The sequence below is a fragment of the Endozoicomonas sp. ONNA2 genome (assembly GCF_024606365.1).
Taxonomy (GTDB): Bacteria; Pseudomonadota; Gammaproteobacteria; order Pseudomonadales; family Endozoicomonadaceae; genus Endozoicomonas.
In genome coordinates this window covers 1-4160 of the sequence record NZ_JAHHPO010000833.1, presented here as the reverse complement: position 1 = coordinate 4160, position 4160 = coordinate 1, and the positions used below count along the sequence as shown (strand labels likewise).

Annotated in this window: 4 protein-coding genes and 1 pseudogene; 1 reads left to right on the top strand and 4 read right to left on the bottom strand. The window is 46.9% G+C overall.

Annotation, left to right across the window (positions count from 1 at the left end):
- From KDK14_RS14795 to KDK14_RS14780, 4 genes and pseudogenes are all read right to left on the bottom strand, one after another.
- A pseudogene (locus KDK14_RS14795) lies at nucleotides 1–349 on the bottom strand (IS4 family transposase); the annotation flags it as partial.
- A 206-nt stretch (nucleotides 350–555) separates the two neighbouring features.
- Nucleotides 556–1065, bottom strand: a complete 510-nt coding sequence (locus tag KDK14_RS14790) for a hypothetical protein (protein ID WP_257265942.1) — start codon at nucleotides 1063–1065, stop codon at nucleotides 556–558.
- 178 nt (nucleotides 1066–1243) lie between these two features.
- Nucleotides 1244–1960, bottom strand: coding sequence for an epoxyqueuosine reductase QueH (locus tag KDK14_RS14785; protein WP_257265941.1), 717 nt, complete (start codon nucleotides 1958–1960; stop codon nucleotides 1244–1246).
- 90 nt (nucleotides 1961–2050) lie between these two features.
- Complete coding sequence (locus KDK14_RS14780; protein WP_257265940.1) at nucleotides 2051–3010, bottom strand: hypothetical protein; 960 nt, start codon at nucleotides 3008–3010, stop codon at nucleotides 2051–2053.
- 807 nt (nucleotides 3011–3817) lie between these two features.
- Between KDK14_RS14780 and KDK14_RS14775 the strand changes: the two genes are divergently transcribed.
- A complete protein-coding gene (locus KDK14_RS14775) occupies nucleotides 3818–4111 on the top strand; it encodes an isocitrate dehydrogenase kinase/phosphatase AceK regulatory subunit (protein ID WP_257265939.1) in 294 nt (97 codons plus the stop codon).
- The last annotated feature ends 49 nt before the right edge of the window (nucleotides 4112–4160 follow it).

The window sequence follows — 4160 nt, the reverse complement described above, 5'->3', positions numbered from 1 at the left end:
TGATACTCTGAGGAGCCTTGCAGATAAAAGAACCCTCCCGGTCATCAATAGCAGCAAAGAGTTCCAGTTCAAAATAACCGGCATCCATCAGCATCAGTATATAGGCCATGGATGTTGGCAGTGGTGGCAGACAGTCTCTTTCTGAACGAGTGTCTTCAGTGAGCTGCACTCGCACCAGGTTGTTGGTGAGAAGATCCATTGTCGTATGAAGCTCGACGGCAGCAGGACTGACGGTTGAGAATCTGCCGGGAAATGCTTCCTTCAGCGCATCATAAACAGCTTGCGATGAGCCGTCCTGAATAAGAATGTGCTCAAACTCTGAAAATGGACTGTCCTCATCAAACGCCATGACTTTGCGGGAAAATATTTCCAGACACTGCACCCATAGCCACAGGACAAGAGCATCTCTGTCATTTTATAAATAGAAAGGTCTCTAATAATGCTTAATCCCCCAGGAAATAATGGTGCCGTTAATAATCCACAATTAAGCGGTCCTCCCTCTTACTACGTCGATGTAAGCACCGTAATGAAAGAGGGCCAGCAAGTGGGGTTTGATTAGGTCGAGGGGGGAGGATCAAATGTCACATCCAATACTTTTGTCATACGTTGCTGTATTTGCTCTGGACTGAGCCCCTGACAGATTTGGTTGAATTCAACGACGTTTCCCGGGCAACCGATTAAAGGTATGCTCTCAAGATGTTTCAGGGTCAGAAAATCAAATGGACCAAAGGCCGCCACGATGTAATTCATTGCGCTCGCCGGCATTACCGGATATAAGTCCCCGTCCATGTCTTTCGTGAAGGGAATGGTGCTCTCCAGCGTTGCCCCGCTCTGCAGAAGCAGTCGAAGTAAGCGACACGCTTCTTTTTCATGTTCCCGGATTTGCTCGTGCTCTGGTTGATTGTTTCTGATCATTTCGGAATAAAGCAACAGGTCAAGCAAAATTTCATAATTTCCTGCATACATAAAACGCTTTTGAATGGTTAAGCCACTTTGTTTGAGTTCCAGAAGCTTCGCATAACTGTATAAACACGGATTAATCACCAACTCGATGGCCTGTTGCAATTTGTGTTTAAGATCCGGTGGGAGGGGTAATTTCGAACTCAGTGTCTCTGCCCGCAAAGACATTGGCAGCAGATTCAACAGGGCTCGGAAAGTTCCATTAGGTTCTTACTGTCTGTCCGTAGTTGCATTTTCCTGGCGAGATCAAAGGGGGACTGTGGCAATGCCCGGGGGATGGTCGTCACGAGGATTTAGCGATAATGACACAGTCTTCGTCCTGTGCCTTGTTACTCTGGCCGTAAAAATTCACCAGTCTTTTTATCCGGTTGCGTCCCCGGGCCATTCGGGACCGGTTGGTGTCCCGCAGGCTGTATACGCAACCGCAGTATTCCTGTTGATAGAATGCTTCCCGTTTGGACAGCTCAATCATTCTTTGGCTGCCCCCTTGTTTACGCCAGTTGTACGTCCAGTAGGAAACACCGGGGTAGTGCCCGGCAGAACGGATGCCGCAGTCATTGATCTGTTCCATGTTCTTCCAGCGTGAAATGCCCAGGGTGCTGGAGATCACTGAAAAGTGGTGTTCATAGGCATAAAGGGCGGTTCGTTCAAAGCGCATATCGAAACAGACGGTGCAGCGTTTACCCCGTTCCGGCTCATTTTCCAGGCCCCGGGTGCGGGCAAACCAGTGGTCGGTATCATAATCAGCATCAATAAACGGAATGTTGAGTTTGTCACAGAACCGTTTGTTTTCATCCTTGCGCAGCCGGTACTCCTCAGCCGGGTGGATGTTTGGGTTATAAAAGAATACGGTTTGCTCAATACCTGATGCCTGAATCGCTTCCATCACTTCACCGGCGCAGGGGGCACAGCAGGAATGCAGCAGGATTTTTTCAGCACCATCAGGGGTATTCAGAGCAGGACGTTGATAATTTTCCAGGGAGAGAGGGGTGTTTTTCATGGCAGTCGTACCAGTCTGACAGATAGAATGTTTACACAACCGGTAAGCATAGCAAAATATCGTCGTAAACCTTCTATCCGACAGCAGACGTCACTGGTGCCTTTTGGTAAACAGCATTTGTAATGCCTCCTGATGTGCCTCAAATAATTGATGGTAGTTTTGACAAAAGGTGTCCTCATTCGGTTCCACAAGTACCTCAAAGGAAGGCGCTATATCTTTTGCCCAACCGGGTAGATAGTAACCCCTGGCGGCACACAGTGCATGGATGATCATTTCTGCAGTACCACCGGGTCCCCTGACCGTTGGTGCCAGGTGTACATACCACCAGTGAATGCGGGGGATTACTGAAAGGTCGCCCGCCATCGCCTGATCAATTAAACCCTGAACATGCTGTAACCCCGGATTCAGTTGATCAGGATCCGTATGGATAATTAAAGCAGAGCGATTATCCTTGCCAACATAATGGTTACAACCTTCACCAAAAAAATGCAACATTCGACGCTCCCAGATTCTGGGGCTGGTCACTATTTGGGTTAGATAAACCTTATTGTCTCCTGCATTACCCACAACAACGCCATAATGTAGATCACCAACTTTAACGGGATCTGGTTTACGTTTTTCAGAGACGTATTCAATAAAGATTTTTCCTGACTTGGTTTTGTGATTAATAAAGAATTTATTATGGGTCAGCGCAACCGCACGTTGTTTAGCAAAGGAATAATTTGAGCCTAGAGGGGTGTGGGCACAAAATATGGAATATTTACTCATCGTTTCCGGATTATTACGAAGAAATCCAAATTCATCAGCACAACCATTTTCTCTGGTAATTTCTATGTTTTTACGAGTATCAATTGCTTTCTTAATTAAATCTTCAGAAGTGATATCCTTTTTGATGATTTTGTCTTTTATCCGATCAACAAATAATCTGAATTCTGAGTTAAAAACATCTGGATCACCATACGGAACCCAATGATCTCTTTTAACCAGATGATCGGGATTTTCCGACCGAATCATCAAAGGTAACAACAACTGTTCTTTTTTTACGGACAAAACCTCAGTTTCTGGCGTTTTTTCAGGAATCTTGCTGGACTTCAGGGGATAGTCCAGGGAATTTTCCAGCCTTTTATCAGCAGTTACTGCTACTTTGCCAAGCGTGCCATCATTGGCCTGGTCGCATTGTTCAGGGGAATTACCAGTGGCATGCTGAATATTAACCATTAAATCTTGATTCGATAACTGTGTTACCGATATTTTCTGATGTTCAACCGATGATGGCTGAGGGGGCAATAAATATGAACCCGTCTGACCTGCAATAGGAGGTGCATTCTTAATTGTATTCACAACTTTGAATCCTTTGTTTTAGTCGTTGTTATAATTTTCCTGGATTAAGTAGTTAACCAAATGAAATCATATTAAATGATGCAGTCAATCAATAAACTAACCATGTTGTCAGCAATTCTTGCGGACAATCATTGATGAGACAGGTTTCAGTCAAATTCAGAGTGAGGCAGAGAAGAAAGCGCAGTAGCAGTTGCCGTGCAGGGCAGTCTATTCTCGGACAGCCTCCCGGGCGGCCCGACCTGCTCGGCCCGACCTGCGCGGCCCGACCCATCTCCACCCAAGCTCTACGATCTATGGATGGAGTATTCCGTGAGAGTTGGTAAAATCCTTTGAGCAGGAGGCGGCAATGCCCTTTGGATCCGGTATACACCGGCAAAGTCGTGTTTGCCATCCGCCATTCACTGGCGGAAAACCAAGGCCTTCCCTGCCGGGGCAGACGGCTGTTAATGCTTCATACCGGAGGACTTCAGGGTCGGCGCGGAATTTGTATAAAAATATAAGAGAAAAGGTGCAGTAATGAAAACTCCCACAGCCCGGCAGATTGCCAGAATTATTCTTGAAGGGTTCAGTGACTATCGAACACGCTTTACTGACATCACCCTGGGTGCCCGGGAACGTTTTCTGAGAGCGGACTGGGGTTCAGCGCAACATGCCGCTTCCGACCGGATTAACCTTTACCATGTTGCCGTTACCGGGGTGATGACAACGCTGGCCTCACAAGCATCCTGTCTCAGCGACAGTGGCTGCTGGCAGGATGTCCATGATGCTTACCTGGATTTGATCTCTTACCGCACCGACCCGGAACTGTAACTATTCTGTGAACCCAGCCAAACCAGCCCACCAAGCTGGTAAGGAATAC